This is a genomic window from Methylobacterium ajmalii (assembly GCF_036448855.1).
Lineage (GTDB): Bacteria > Pseudomonadota > Alphaproteobacteria > Rhizobiales > Beijerinckiaceae > Methylobacterium > Methylobacterium ajmalii.
The window spans coordinates 59,649-72,022 of sequence record NZ_JAZFXT010000044.1; the positions used below are offsets into that span (position 1 = coordinate 59,649).

The window sequence follows — 12,374 nt, forward strand, 5'->3', positions numbered from 1 at the left end:
CCATGTACGTGGCCGTGAAGGGCGGCGAGGCCGCCATCGCCAACGCGCACCGGCTGCTCGCCGAGACCCGCCGGGGCGACACGAGCGTCCCCGAACTCTCGGTGGCGCAGATCCGCGAGCAGATGGCCTTGCTGGTCGACCGGGTGATGACCGAGGGCTCGCTGCACGATCCCGACCTCGCCGCGCTCGCCCTCAAGCAGGCCCGCGGCGACCTGATCGAGGCGGTTTTTTTGGTGCGGGCCTACCGCACCACCCTGCCCCGCTTCGGCGCCTCCGAGCCGGTCGAGACCGGCGCCATGAGCCTCCGCCGCCGCATCTCCGCCACCTACAAGGACCTGCCCGGCGGCCAGGTGCTCGGGCCGACCTTCGACTACACCCATCGCCTCATCGACTTCGCGCTGGCCGCCGAGGGCGAGGCACCGGTGGCCGCGGAAGCCGAGCCCCTGGCGGATGCCGCCCATGCGCCGCGGGTCACCGACCTTCTGGGCCGGGACGGGCTGATCGAGCCCTCCGCCCCCGACGACGGCACTCCTCCAGGCGACCTGACCCGCGAACCGCTCGACTTCCCGGCCGACCGGGCGCTGCGGCTCCAGGCGCTCGCGCGGGGCGACGAGGGCTTCGTGCTCGCCCTCGGCTACTCGACGCAGCGCGGCTACGGCCGCACCCACCCCTTCGTCGGGGAGATCCGGGTCGGCACGGTCGCGGTCGAGTTCGTGCCGGAGGAGCTGGGCTTCTCCGTGCCGCTGGGCGAGATCGACCTCACCGAGTGCCAGATGGTCAACCAGTTCCACGGCAGCGCCGAGGTGCCGCCGCAATTCACCCGCGGCTACGGCCTCGCCTTCGGCCAGAGCGAGCGCAAGGCGATGGCGATGGCCCTCGTCGACCGGGCGCTCCGGGCGGAGGAGCTGGGCGAGCCGGTCGGCGCTCCGGCGCAGGACCAGGAATTCGTGCTGGCCCATTGCGACGCTCTCCAGGCGACCGGCTTCGTCGAGCACCTGAAGCTGCCCCACTACGTCGATTTCCAGGCCGAGCTGGAACTGGTGCGGCGGCTTCGCGCCGAGCACGCCGCCCGGCAGGCGGTACCCGAGATGAAGGAGGCCGCGGAATGAGCGCCGAGACCGGCTACAACTTCGCCTATCTCGACGAGGGCACCAAGCGGATGATCCGCCGGGCAATCCTCAAGGCGATCGCGATCCCCGGCTACCAGGTGCCCTTCGCCTCCCGCGAGATGCCGATGCCCTACGGCTGGGGCACCGGCGGCGTGCAGGTCACCGCCGCCATCCTGGGCAGGAGCGACGTGCTCAAGGTCATCGACCAGGGCTCGGACGACACGACGAACGCGGTCTCGATCCGCGCCTTCTTCGCCCGCACGGCCGGTGTCGCGGTGACCACCCGCACCCGCGACGCGACCGTGATCCAGACCCGCCACCGCATCCCGGAGGCGCCGCTCCACGGGGGGCAGGTTCTGGTCTACCAGGTGCCGATCCCCGAGCCCCTGCGCTTCCTCGAGCCGCGGGAGACCGAGACGCGCCAGCTCCATGCCTTGGCCGAGTACGGGCTGATGCACGTCAAGCTCTACGAGGACATCGCCCGCCACGGCCACATCGCCACCACCTACGCCTATCCGGTCGAGATCGCGGGCCACTACGTCATGGACCCCTCGCCGACGCCGAAATTCGACAACCCGAAGATGGACGATTGCCCGGCGCTCCAGCTGTTCGGCGCCGGCCGCGAGAAGCGGATCTACGCCGTGCCGCCGCACACGCGGGTGAGGAGCCTCGACTTCGAGGACCATCCGTTCCGGGTCCAGACCTTCGACAAGCCGTGCGCGCTCTGCGGCGCGGAAGGGGTCTATCTCGACGAGGTGCTGCTCGACGATGCCGGCGGGCGGATGTTCGTCTGCTCCGACACCGACCATTGCGAGGAGCGCCGGGCCGACGGCCCTGTCGGCACCGGCGGCATGGAGGCGGCGCATGCCTGACCTGATCGTCCGCCGGGCGCAAAGACCCGATCTGCCGGCGGTGCTCGGCCTCTACGCCGAGCTCAATGCCGGCCGGGTCGCGACCCTGGACCAGGCCGAGGCGCTGCTCGCGCGCCTCGACGCCTATCCCGATTACGGGCTCTACGTCGCCGGGGTCGGGGGCCGGATCGTCGGCACCTTCTGCCTCGTCATCCTCGACAACATCGCCCATTGGGGCATGCCCTCCGCGCTGGTCGAGAGCGTGGTGGTCTCATCGAGCGAGCGCGGCAACGGGCTGGGCCGGCGGATGATGCAGGAGGCCGGCCGCCTCGCCGCCGAAAAGGGCTGCTACAAGCTCGCCCTGTCCTCCAACGTCGACGCCAAGCCGGCGCATCGCTTCTACGAGAGCCTCGGCTTCGAGCGCTACGGCTACAGCTTCCGCCTCGATCCCCCCTTCATCCGCGACGCGGAGGAGATCGCATGAGCGACGCCCTGCTCCAGGCCCGCGGCCTGACCAAGCATTACGGTGCCCGCCTCGGTTGCGCCGACGTCTCGTTCGATCTCGATCCCGGCGAGGTGCTGGCGATCGTCGGCGAATCCGGCTCCGGCAAGTCGACGCTGCTGTCGCTGATCGCCACCGAGCTCCAGCCCGATTCCGGCCACGTCGCCTACCGGATGCGCGACGGGGTGATGCGCGATCTCACAGCCCTGAGCGAGGCCGAGCGCCGGGCGCTCATGCGCACCGACTGGGGCTTCGTGCGTCAGGACGCGGCCAAGGGCCTGCGCATGGCGGTCTCGGCCGGCGGCAATGTCGGCGAGCGGCTGATGGGGGCCGGCGCCCGCCATTACGGCCACATCCGCGGCACGGCGCTCGACTGGCTTTCCAAGGTCGAGATCGCCGCCGACCGGGTCGACGATCCGCCGACGCGGTTCTCCGGCGGCATGCGCCAGCGGCTCCAGATCGCCCGCAACCTCGTCACCGGGCCGCGCCTGGTGCTGATGGACGAGCCGACCTCCGGCCTCGACGTCTCGGTCCAGGCCCGCCTCCTCGACCTGATCCGCGGGCTCGTCGCGGAGCTCGGCCTCGCGGTCGTCATCGTCACCCACGACCTCGCGGTCGCCCGGCTGCTGTCGCACCGGGTGATGGTGATGCGGGCCGGCCGGGTGATCGAGACCGGGCTCACCGATCAGGTGCTCGACGATCCGGCCGAGCCCTACACCCAGCTCCTCGTCTCCTCGGTGCTCGCCGCATGAAGCCGACCCACGATTCCCCGGCTCTCGAATTCCGCGACGTCGCCAAGACCTTCACCCTGCACCTGCGCGGCGGCGTGCAGCTGCCGGTGATGGGTGGCGCCGATCTCGCCGTGCATCCGGGCGAGTGCGTGGTGCTCGGCGGTCCCTCGGGGGCGGGAAAATCCTCGCTCCTCAAGATGGCCTACGGCAACTACCGCTGCGACCACGGAAGAATCCTGGTGCGCGAGGCCGAGACGGTGATCGACGTCGCCTCCGCCTCGCCCCGCGAGATCCTGTCCTTGCGCCGGCGCACGATCTCCTACGTGTCGCAGTTCCTCCGGGTGATCCCGCGAATCGGCGCCCGCGAGGTGGTGGCCGCGGCCGGGCGCGAGGGCGGCATGGCGGCGGAGGTCGCGCTCGCCCGCGCCGAGGAGCTCCTGTCCCGCCTCAACCTGCCCGAGCGCCTGTGGGACCTGCCGCCGGCGACCTTTTCCGGCGGCGAGCAGCAGCGGGTCAACATCGCCCGCGGGCTGATCGCCGAGCGGCCGATCCTTCTCCTCGACGAGCCCACCGCCTCCCTCGACGCGCAGAACCGCGCCGTGGTGGTGGAGCTGATCCGCGCCCGACAGGCGGCCGGCGCTGCCCTGCTCGGCATTTTCCACGACACCGACGTCCGCGAGGCGGTGGCGACCCGGGTGGTCGACGTCACCGCCTTCGCCCAGAAGCGCGCCGCCTAAGCAGGCTTGCGCTGGCAGGCCAACGCTTCGTCCGCTCAAGTTATTGTTGTGCCGCAGATTTTTGTCGCAAAACCGGTGACCACTTTTGCGAGATCTGCTTAGATCAAGGGGACCTCCATGCAAGACCGGATCCTCGAGAACGCCACCCTGGTGCTGCCCGACCGGGTGCAGCACGGCTGGCTCGCCGTGGTCGACGGCCGCATCGCCGAGATCGGCGAGGGCCGCGCGCCCGAGCGCGGCCTCGACCTCCAGGGCGACCATCTCATCCCGGGCCTCGTCGAGCTGCACACCGACCACCTCGAGAGCCACTACGCGCCCCGCCCCAAGGTGCGCTGGCACCCGCTCGGCGCCGTGCTCGCCTACGATGCGCAGATCGCGGCCTCCGGCATCACCACAGTGTTCGATTCGCTGCGCGCCGGCAGCGACCCGGACGGCAGCGGGCTCGGCCCCGAGCTGATGCAGCTCGCCGGCGCGATCGAGACCGCGAAGGGCGCCGACCTCTTCCGCGCCGACCACCGGACGCACCTGCGCTGCGAGATCCCGTCCGCCGACCTGATGGAGACGGTGCGGGACTTCACGGCGCGCTACCCCGTCGGGCTGATCTCGCTGATGGATCACACCCCCGGCCAGCGCCAGTTCCGCGACATCGACAAGTACTACACCTACGCCACCCGCGGCGGCCGCTCGCTCTCCGAGATCCAGGCCAACACCGCCCTGAAGATCCGCGACGGACGGGCCTTCAACGCGATCAACCGCCCGGCCCTCGTCGATCTCGCCCGGGAGCGGGGCATCGCGCTCGCCAGCCACGACGACACCACGCTGGCCGACGTCGCCATGGCGCGGGACGAGGGCGTGCGGCTCGCCGAGTTCCCCACCACCGTGGACGCGGCGCGGGCGGCGCATGAGGCCGGCATCACCGTGATGATGGGCGCGCCGAACCTGATCCGCGGCGGCTCGCATTCCGGCAACGTCGCGGCGGAAGACCTCGCCCGGGAAGGCCTGCTCGACGTGCTCTCCTCAGACTACGTGCCGGCGAGCCTGCTGATGGCGGCCTTCGGCCTGCCCGAGCGGGTCGAGGCCATCACCCTGCCGGAGGCGATCGCCACGGTCACCGCCAACCCGGCCCGGGCCACCGGCCTGACCGACCGCGGCGCCATCGCCCGGGGCCTGCGGGCCGACCTCGTGCGGGTGCGCCCCGCCGCGGGCGTGCCGGTGGTGCGCCAGGTCTGGCGCCAGGGGGTGCGGGTCGCGTGATGGCGGGCGGCGGCTTCGTTCTCGTCGTCGGCCCGAGCGGGGCCGGCAAGGACACCCTCCTGCGGCTCGCCCGCGCGGTTCTGGCCGACGAGCCCCGCTTCGTCTTCCCGCGCCGCCTCGTCACCCGTCCGCCCTCGGAGCACGAGGACAACGACACGATCGGCGAGGACGCGTTCCGCGAGGGCGAGGCGGCGGGCCGCTTCGCCCTGTCCTGGCGCGCCCACAACCTCGGCTACGCGCTGCCGGGGGAGACCGCGATCCTCGCCCGCGACGGGTACGTGGTGACCTGCAACGTCTCGCGCCGGGTGGTGGGCGAGGCGCGCCGGCGCCTGCCCGGCGTCAGCGTGGTCGAGGTGACGGCGCCGCCCGACGTGCTGGCCGCCCGCCTCGCCGCCCGCGGCCGGCGCGAGGACGGCGACCTCGGCGCCCGGCTCGCCCGCTCGGCCTCGGTCGTCGCCGACCTCGTGGTGGTGAACGACGGCGCCCCGGAGGCCGGGGCGGCGCGGCTCGTCGCGCATCTGCGAGCCCGCTGACGCGCCGTTCGCGCGCTCCGTCTACGGCAAGGCCTAGGCGAAACCTTTCGCCTCGGCCATGATTTCCGTTTGACCCCTGACATCGAACGGGTCGAACGGGAGATCAGGACCGCCGTGATGAGCGAACCGCGCGAGACCGAGCTGAAGCTGGATGTCGAGGCCTCCGACCTCGCCCGGCTGCGGGAGCACCCGCTGCTCGCCGGAGACTGGACCGAGACCGAGCTGACCTCGGTCTACTACGACACGCCGGATAGCCGCCTGCGCGAGGCCGGCTACACCCTGCGGGTGCGCCGGGACGGCGACCGCCACCTCCAGACCGTGAAGGCGCGGGGCTCCGCCGCCGCCGGCCTGTTCGACCGGCCGGAATGGGAGACCGCCGTCTCCGGCCCGCACCCCGACCCCGCCGCCTTCGCCGGCACCCCGCTCGCCGACCTCCTCGGCGGCGCGGAGGATCTCGCCCCCCTCTACACGTCCAGCGTCACCCGCTTCCTGCGCCGCCTCGCCGATACCGGGCCGGCCGGCAGCCGCATCGAGGTCGCCCTCGACCGGGGCCGGCTCGTCACCCCCGACGACCGGGTCTCGCCGGTCAGCGAGATCGAGCTCGAGCTGACCGGCGGCGCGCCGGCCGCCCTGTTCGATCTCGCCCGGGCGCTCGCCGCCGACGTGCCGCTGCGCCTCGGCGTGCTGAGCAAGTTCGAGCGCGGCGACGCGCTGGTCCGCGACCGCCTCGGCCGCGCCGCGAAGGCCGAGCCGGTGCCGCTCGAGCCCGGCATGAGCGCCTCCGCGGCGTTCCGGGCCGTGGCCTACGCCTGCCTGCGCCAGATGCGTCTCAACGAGACCGTGCTGCTCGGCGGCCGCGACGTCGAGGCCCTGCACCAGCTGCGGGTGTCCCTGCGTCGCCTGCGCTCGGCCTTCTCGCTGTTCGGCGCCGTGATCGAGGACCGGCGCATGCCGGGGATCAAGGCCGAGCTGAAGCGCCTGAGCGAGCCCTTCGGCCACGCCCGCAACCTCGACGTCTATCTCGGCAAGACCCTGCCGCGCGAGCGCGAGCGGCGCCCGGACGAGGGCGGCCTCCTGATCCTGGAGCGCCACCTCGAGACCGAGCGCGAGGCGGCACACGCCGTCGTGCGCGGCGTGCTGGAGAGCCGCGAGTGGCGCGACTTCCTCCTCGACCTCGTCGCCTGGATCGAGACCGGGCCCTGGCTCGGCCCCGACAACCCGAACGCCGCGCTCCGCGACGGCCCGGCCCGGGCCTTCGCCACCGAGGAGCTGGAGCGCCGCCGCCGCCAGGTGAAGAAGCGCGGCCGCCACCTCGCCGACCTGGATCCGGAGGAGCGCCACCGGGTGCGGATCGCCGCCAAGAAGCTGCGGTACGGCGCCGAGTTCTTCGCCGCGCTCTATGCCGGCAAGGGAGCGGGCGAGGGAACTGGCAAGGGAACTGGCAAGGGTTCTGCCAGGAAGGCGGCCAAGCGCCATGCGGCCTTCGTCGAGGCCCTGGCCGACCTCCAGGACCATCTCGGCGACCTCAACGACATCGCCACCGCCCACACCCTCGCCCAGGACCTCGCCCGGGGTGCGCCGGCCGGCGCGGTCTTCGCCGCCGGGCTCACCACCGCCGACACCGAGGCGCGCACCCGGCATCTGCTCGCCGAGGCCGCCAAGGCCCACGAGGCCCTGGTCGACGTGCGCCCGTTCTGGCGCTGACGCCGGCCCTCGCGGTTGTCAGGCGCGCGACCCCCGCGCCGTCAGGCGCGAGATCCCTGCGCCGTCAGGCGCGAGATCCCTGCGCCGTCAGGCGCGGGGCATCAGGGCGTAGAGGGTGATCGCGGCGGCGTTCGAGACGTTGAGGCTCTGGATCGCGCCCCGGAACGGAATCCGGGCCATCACGTCGCAGCATTCGCGGGTGCGCTGGCGCAGCCCCTTGCCCTCGGCCCCGAGCACCACGACGAGCGGCGTCTTCGGCCCGACCGCGTCCAGTGTCTCGGGCGCCTCGGAATCGAGCCCGACCCGGGTGAAGCCGCGCTCGCCGAGCTCGATCAGCGCCTCGGCGAGGTTGCGCACCACCACGAACGGGACATGCTCGAGCCCGCCCGAGGCGGACTTGGCGAGGACGCCCGTGACGGTGGGCGAGTGCCGGGCGGTCGTCACGATGGCGGTGACGCCGAACGCCGCCGCCGTGCGCACGATGGCGCCGACATTGTGCGGATCGGTGATCTGGTCGAGGGCGAGCAGCACCGCGTCGGCGGGCAGCGTGTCGAAGGCCGGGCCCTCCAGCGGCTCGGCCTCGAGGTAGAGGCCCTGGTGCACCGCGTCCGGCCCGAGCAGCCCGGTGATGGTGCCGGGCTTGACGATCTCGGGCACGATGCGCAGCTCGCCCACCTCCTCGGTCAGGCGCACCATCGCGTTCTCGGTGGCGAGCAGCTTGATCAGCACGCGCCTGGAGTTGCGCAGCGCCTCCGAGACCGGATGCCAGCCATACAGCAGGGCCGGCCCGTCCGGATCGTCGCCGCCGGGCCGCCCGCCCGCCCCACCCCGGGCCGGCCCCCGGTTGAAGCCGCCCTTGCCGAAACTCCCCTTGCTGACCCCGCCCCTGCCCGAGCCACCCTTGCCCGGCCCACCCTTCCAACCGCCCCCACGCGGCGCCTGCCTCGTCGTCATCCTGCGTCCCGCCCGCGTTCAAGGCCCATATCCGCGGCCGACAAGACCGAGCCCTCGGCCCCCGTCAAGCCCATCAATCCGGTTGCCCTGCCGACCGAACCCCACTATAGCTCCCCTCGCCCCGCACGGCGCCCTTCGTCTAGCGGTCTAGGACGTCGCCCTTTCACGGCGAAAACACGGGTTCGAGTCCCGTAGGGCGCGCCATGCGGGCGCAAGTCGTTGATACGGCTAAAACTCTGCTACAATCAGTGCCTTGCGAGCCGCCGGTCCTACAAACCGGTGCTACAAACTCATGGCACGGATGACCTACCGCGTTCAGGACCGCCACGGCACCTACTACTTCCGGCGCATCGTCCCGAAGGCGCTGAGGCCCTTCATGCCGGCCCCGTGGACGGGCAAGTCGGCTTGGACAAAAAGCCTCGGCACGAAGGAGCAGGGCAAGGCCAAGCAGCCCTTCGCCCGCTGCCTGTCCGATTGTGAGGCAGACTTCGCGCTGGCCGAGCGGGCCATGCGGGGCGAGCCCACTGAGGCGCCACGAAGCTCCCCTCCGATGCCGAGATTGAGGCCGAGGTCTTGGCCGGTCTCCTCGCCGCGGACGAGCTGGAGCGGCAGGAAGGGGATGCACGGCGGCAGCTCCAGACCCCCGAGGAGCGGGCGGAATGGCCTGGCCTGGCGAAGCTGAAGCCCCGCGGCATGGCGGAGGACTACCACTATGTGCTCGGCGGAGAGCTTGAGGCCCAGCACGCCGCCTACCGTAAGGCGCTCGGGCGGGCAGACCCCGAGATCGTGGACAGCGAGTGCCGGGCCTTCCTCCGCAAGCACGGTCTGTCCATCGATCCCGTTTCCGACGCTTACCACGCGGTCGGTCTGGTGATCCTCAAGGCCCATGTGCGGGCCTACGGCCTCCTCTTGTAGCGCCACGAGGGCGAGCCTGTCGAGACCCCCGCCCCTCCGGTCCCGGCTGCCGCCAGCAAGGGCCCGAAGCTGTCTGAAGCGTTCGAGGCCTGGAAGGCCGGGAGTGGTGCGCGGGGCGGCAAGAAGCCGTCCGACCGGACCCTCCTTGAAGCTTCCTATGTCGTGCGCCGGCTGACGGAGTGGCACGGAGACATCCGCTTGGGCGACCTCACGCGGGAGCTGGCCAGGGACTTCCGGGATGCGCTGGCGAGAGTGCCCACCCGCCTTCCCGACAAGCTGAAGCGTCTTCCGATGCGCGAGCTGTTGGCCAAGGACCTGAAGGCCTACCCGCCGGTCCACGCCGCGACGGTCAATAAGGCTCTCACCATCCTTGCCGCCATCATTAGCCACGCCGAGGCAGCCGGGCGGCTGGACGCGGTGCCGGGCTTCAAGAACCCCTTCGGCAAGGGCATGAAGCTTGGCATCAGCGAACGGGGCGAGGAGCGGCGGCAGGAGTTCAGCAACCAGGACCTCAAGGCCATCTTCGGCACGGGGGTCTATCGAAAGGGTGAGCGGCCCGCGGGCGGCGGCGGTGAGGCTGCGTTCTGGCTCCCGCTCCTGGCGCTGCTCTCAGGGGCCCGCCAAGGCGAGCTTGCGCAGCTCCGGGTGATGGACCTGGCGAAGGATGCCGAAACGGGGGTCTGGCACCTCGACATCGGGACGGCCGGCGGGCGGAGCATCAAGACCGCCAGCTCGCGCCGCAAGGTGCCGCTGCATCCCGCTCTAGGCGGTGTGGACAGTTACCGCAGCCACATGACAATAGCCGCGATGGTGACCATGGCGGCGTAGTTGCGGGCTGTCTTCTCGTAGCGTGTCGCGACGCGCCGAAACTGTTTGAGCTTGGCAAAACAGCACTCGATCAGGTGACGCTCCTTATAGAGGGCTGTGTCGAGCTCATACTTCTTGGATCGCGAGGGATTGTTCGGGATCACGGCCGTCGCGCCGTTGCCAGCAATGGCCTCGCGCAGCTGATCACTGTCGTAGGCCGCATCAGCCAGGACAACCGCAGCAGGGAGATCCGCCAGCAGCGCCTCGGCCTGGGGCGCATCGCCCTTCTGGCCCGCCGTGATGACAAACCGAACCGGACAGCCCAGACCGCGCACGGCCAGGTGGATCTTGGTGCTCAGGCCGCCACGGGATCGGCCAAGAGCCTGATCGGACGGGGCAGGATCATCAGGCCCCCTTTTTTCGCGCCCGCCGCATGTTGGTGAGCGCGCACGATGGTGGAGTCGACGATCAGGTACTCGAAGTCGGGATCGTCGGCCATGGCCTCGAAGATGCGCCACCACACGCCCTTCTGGCTCCAGCGACTGAAGCGGCGGAACACGCTGTTCCAGTCGCCAAAGACCTCGGGCAGGTCGCGCCATGGCGCGCCGGTGCGTACGATCCACAGCACGCCTTCCACGAACATGCGGTTGTCGCGCCCGGTCGAGCCGCGTTGATCCGGGCGGCCGATGATCAGAGGAACCATCCGCTCCCACTGAGCATCGCCGAGAACGAGCCGGTCCAGAACTCCCAAGGCAGCCCTCCAAAAAGCAGCCTTCAATCACTTCTCGCCCAACCAGGAAACCCCAAGAGTCCACACCGCCTAGAGGCCGCCGGGCTGCTCCGCTACCGCCAATCGCTCCTGGACGCTGGAGCCGGCCTGGAGGCGCCCCTATGGCCGCACGTCGAGGCGGATAGCGAGGGGCGCCGGGCGGGGCCGTGGTCGAAGTGGTTCAACCGGTACCTGCGCGACAAGGCGGGCATTGAGGACCCGACGAAGGTCTTCCACTCCTTCCGGCACACCTTCAAGCGGATGGCCCGCGACGCGAACCTTCAGGAAGAGATGCACGACTTCATGACCGGCCACGCTGGAGGCGGAGGCGTCGGGCGGGGCTACGGGAGAGGCTTCGGGCTGAAGGCGATGGCGGTCGAGATGGCGAAGATTGAGGCGCCGGAGGCGGTGCGGGGTCTGAGGTGGTCTGAGGAGGGAGCCAAAGGGGCGAAGGGAGCGAATAGCAAAAACCGATAGACCCGCTCCCTGCACGTCCGATGAATGGGCCCGCGCCTCGCCATTCAGCCGCCCTCTGACACGTAGGCGCGGGGGGCCTTCTCCAGGGTCCAAGCGCGATGAACAAGACAATCGGTCTCGCGGCGGTGGCAGCCCTTGTGCTGGGCGCCGCGTCAGTCTCGCCGGCTTCCGCTCACGGCGGGCACCACGGTTACCATGGCCACGGCGGGCATCACCACGGCGGCGGCTGGCATCATCATGGCGGCGGAGGAGGCCACCACCATCACCCGCACTGGGGCGGCGGCTGGCACGGCTCGCACTGGGGTGGCCGCCCGGTCATCGTCCGCGGTGGCCCCCGGATCTACGTCGATCGGCGTCCCATCATCGTCGGCGGTGGCCCTCGACGCGTCTACGTCGCCGGTGGGTACCCCGTCTACGCTCGGCCTGCCGGCTACGGGCCAGGCTGTACGACCACCAAGCGGGTCGGCCTGACACCCTGGGGCTGGCACAAGGTCGTGACCACCCGGACCTGCATCGTTCCGTAGTTGGATGACGGGGAGCAGACCAGATGGCCGGCTCTCCGCTTCCTTGCGCTCGATCGCCTCAGTACGGCGACTTGGTGCCGACCTGGCCCGTATAGGGGTTCACATTTCCCTGTGTCGAATAGTTGTCCATCTTGGAGCTGTTCGGGTTGGTCGCATGATACGGCGCCACGTAGGTCCCGTGCGAGTTCGTATAGCCTGACATAGAGTGGCTGTGTGAGCTAGACCCCGATCCGTGGCCGCCATGACCACCACCACCGCGGGCCTCTGCCGCCGCCGAGACTGCAACCAGCCCAAATGCCAGGCCTGCGGCCGTCCAAAAGGTCTTCATCGAGCGTTCCCCCGTGGGCCGCCGCACTTTGTGAGGCCCACCTTTCTACTTTAGAGCGCCTAACAGAACGGCACGATCGTGGCGTTTGGGCGTTGGGCCGGTATGGCTCGCCCGCTTCTTCCCGACGATCTCTGGGCTACAATCGCCCCGCTTCTGCCGCCGCACCCGCCTCGCCCCAA

Annotated in this window: 13 protein-coding genes and 1 tRNA gene; 12 read left to right on the plus strand and 2 right to left on the minus strand. The window is 70.9% G+C overall.

Annotated elements, in window-relative coordinates; genetic code table 11:
- The first annotated feature begins 2 nt into the window (after positions 1 to 2).
- The 8 genes from V3T34_RS18745 to V3T34_RS18780 all read left to right on the plus strand — a co-directional run bounded on the left by V3T34_RS18745 (position 3) and on the right by V3T34_RS18780 (position 7,421).
- Positions 3 to 1,109 (plus strand): carbon-phosphorus lyase complex subunit, encoded by a 1,107-nt coding sequence (locus V3T34_RS18745; protein ID WP_305078484.1) that lies wholly within the window; start codon positions 3 to 5, stop codon positions 1,107 to 1,109.
- Positions 1,106 to 1,981 (plus strand): alpha-D-ribose 1-methylphosphonate 5-phosphate C-P-lyase PhnJ, encoded by an 876-nt coding sequence (locus V3T34_RS18750; protein ID WP_305078485.1) that lies wholly within the window; start codon positions 1,106 to 1,108, stop codon positions 1,979 to 1,981. Before V3T34_RS18745 ends, V3T34_RS18750 begins: the two co-directional genes overlap by 4 nt.
- The gene (locus V3T34_RS18755) at positions 1,974 to 2,444 is read left to right on the plus strand and encodes a GNAT family N-acetyltransferase (RefSeq protein WP_060846129.1); all 471 of its coding nucleotides are present in this window, start codon (positions 1,974 to 1,976) and stop codon (positions 2,442 to 2,444) included. Before V3T34_RS18750 ends, V3T34_RS18755 begins: the two co-directional genes overlap by 8 nt.
- The gene (gene phnK, locus V3T34_RS18760) at positions 2,441 to 3,214 is read left to right on the plus strand and encodes a phosphonate C-P lyase system protein PhnK (protein ID WP_305078486.1); all 774 of its coding nucleotides are present in this window, start codon (positions 2,441 to 2,443) and stop codon (positions 3,212 to 3,214) included. Before V3T34_RS18755 ends, phnK begins: the two co-directional genes overlap by 4 nt.
- Positions 3,211 to 3,930, plus strand: coding sequence for a phosphonate C-P lyase system protein PhnL (gene phnL / locus V3T34_RS18765; RefSeq protein ID WP_305078487.1), 720 nt, complete (start codon positions 3,211 to 3,213; stop codon positions 3,928 to 3,930). Before phnK ends, phnL begins: the two co-directional genes overlap by 4 nt.
- Positions 3,931 to 4,047: 117 nt before the next feature.
- The gene (locus V3T34_RS18770; RefSeq protein WP_060846132.1) at positions 4,048 to 5,184 is read left to right on the plus strand and encodes an alpha-D-ribose 1-methylphosphonate 5-triphosphate diphosphatase; all 1,137 of its coding nucleotides are present in this window, start codon (positions 4,048 to 4,050) and stop codon (positions 5,182 to 5,184) included.
- A complete protein-coding gene (phnN, locus tag V3T34_RS18775) occupies positions 5,184 to 5,717 on the plus strand; it encodes a phosphonate metabolism protein/1,5-bisphosphokinase (PRPP-forming) PhnN (protein ID WP_305078493.1) in 534 nt (177 codons plus the stop codon). The genes V3T34_RS18770 and phnN overlap by 1 nt, the downstream gene beginning before the upstream one ends.
- A 117-nt stretch (positions 5,718 to 5,834) precedes the next feature.
- Positions 5,835 to 7,421, plus strand: a complete 1,587-nt coding sequence (locus V3T34_RS18780; RefSeq protein WP_305078488.1) for a CYTH and CHAD domain-containing protein — start codon at positions 5,835 to 5,837, stop codon at positions 7,419 to 7,421.
- Positions 7,422 to 7,508: 87 nt separating this feature from the next.
- On the opposite strand, the gene rlmB is transcribed toward V3T34_RS18780, so the two are convergent.
- The gene (gene rlmB / locus V3T34_RS18785; protein WP_305078489.1) at positions 7,509 to 8,375 is read right to left on the minus strand and encodes a 23S rRNA (guanosine(2251)-2'-O)-methyltransferase RlmB; all 867 of its coding nucleotides are present in this window, start codon (positions 8,373 to 8,375) and stop codon (positions 7,509 to 7,511) included.
- Between the two features lie 128 nt (positions 8,376 to 8,503).
- On the opposite strand from rlmB, the gene V3T34_RS18790 reads away from it, so the two are divergent.
- The 4 genes from V3T34_RS18790 (at position 8,504) to V3T34_RS18800 (ending at position 10,118) form a co-directional block, all read left to right on the plus strand.
- Positions 8,504 to 8,579 (plus strand) — tRNA-Glu (locus tag V3T34_RS18790).
- Between the two features lie 97 nt (positions 8,580 to 8,676).
- Positions 8,677 to 9,057, plus strand: coding sequence for a DUF6538 domain-containing protein (locus V3T34_RS28605; protein WP_407942732.1), 381 nt, complete (start codon positions 8,677 to 8,679; stop codon positions 9,055 to 9,057).
- The gene (locus V3T34_RS18795) at positions 8,949 to 9,290 is read left to right on the plus strand and encodes a hypothetical protein (RefSeq protein ID WP_305078490.1); all 342 of its coding nucleotides are present in this window, start codon (positions 8,949 to 8,951) and stop codon (positions 9,288 to 9,290) included. Before V3T34_RS28605 ends, V3T34_RS18795 begins: the two co-directional genes overlap by 109 nt.
- A 198-nt stretch (positions 9,291 to 9,488) precedes the next feature.
- Positions 9,489 to 10,118 carry a site-specific integrase gene (locus tag V3T34_RS18800; protein WP_305078491.1) on the plus strand — a complete coding sequence of 210 codons (630 nt, stop codon included), beginning with the start codon at positions 9,489 to 9,491 and terminating at the stop codon, positions 10,116 to 10,118.
- On the opposite strand, the gene V3T34_RS18805 is transcribed toward V3T34_RS18800, so the two are convergent.
- Positions 10,070 to 10,848, minus strand: a protein-coding gene (locus tag V3T34_RS18805; RefSeq protein ID WP_407942729.1) for an IS5 family transposase whose coding sequence is annotated in 2 segments (ribosomal slippage) — positions 10,070 to 10,516 and positions 10,519 to 10,848 — 777 coding nt in all. Because the reading frame shifts where the segments join, the coding sequence is not laid out codon by codon here. The genes V3T34_RS18800 and V3T34_RS18805 overlap by 49 nt on opposite strands.
- Between the last annotated feature and the right edge of the window lie 1,526 nt (positions 10,849 to 12,374).